Origin of the sequence: Streptococcus parasanguinis (genome assembly GCF_001578955.1) — a bacterium.
GTDB classification, from domain to species: Bacteria; Bacillota; Bacilli; order Lactobacillales; family Streptococcaceae; genus Streptococcus; species Streptococcus parasanguinis_U.
In genome coordinates this window covers 77,270-78,184 of record NZ_KQ969690.1, presented here as the reverse complement: position 1 = coordinate 78,184, position 915 = coordinate 77,270, and the positions used below count along the sequence as shown (strand labels likewise).

Below are 915 nucleotides of genomic sequence, written 5' to 3'. Positions count from 1 at the left end.
CTCCTACATCTATTTTATTTCTATCAAGACTGTATTTTTTTGTCTCAAATTTGGGTGCAGGCAATATTTGATAAAATCCACTGTAACCATAATCAACAATCATTTTTGGATCTGTCTCTGCGATTTCTCCCTTGTTCAGATTCACAAATAGGAGATTATTTTTTGTAACATTGAAAGCTACATACTCATCTTTTCCATCTGTAAACATGCTACTTCGCATGTTTCCTTCAATCGAGTCGTAACCCATTTTTTGAACGAGTTTTAAAACATCAATGGTATGACCTTCTCCCTTCTCTTGGCCCAATTCATAATATCGAATTCTAAAATATTCATTTACATCTTTTTTCTTATCTTCATCACTGATTAGTTTAGAATCTTGAAGGGCTATATATTGGGATCCGACAGCATAAATATATGGGTTGCTTTTTCTATCTTCTTTCTTAAAACTATAAGCCAATATTGGAATTCCGGTGGCCTCTTCACTAATGATTCGATTTTCCAATAACCGTTGTCCTCTACCAACATAAGTATAATTTCTATCACTCACAACTTGTACCGCTTCTTTTAGGTAAAAGAAGCTCCAAATACCGCCAACCATTATAACGGTCACGGCAACTAAGGAAAAAATATGCCACATCTTCCACGAAAAGTTTTCCAGCTTTTTCATCTCGTTCTCCTATTATTTGATTCCAAAAGTATATTATATCATGATTTTTCCTATTTTTCTTTTGCTATTCTAGTGTCGTTACAACATATAAAAAAGAGCCCTAGGGCTCTGGTTTCTCTCACATTAATTTTTCTGACAGTCGGGGCAAATGCCATAGACCGTCATCTGGGTTTTGGTGATCTGGTAGCCACTTTGACTGGCTGCTTCTTCGCGAAGATCTGGGACTTCAATGTCCACATCTGCGATAC

1 protein-coding gene is annotated in these 915 nt (G+C 36.1%); it reads right to left on the bottom strand.

Features of this window, described 5'->3' with window-relative positions; translation table 11 throughout:
* A partial coding sequence (locus SPADD19_RS04190) for a hypothetical protein (protein ID WP_061455310.1) occupies nt 1-667 on the bottom strand: 667 nt, incomplete at its 3' end.
* Nucleotides 668-915: the final 248 nt, after the last annotated feature.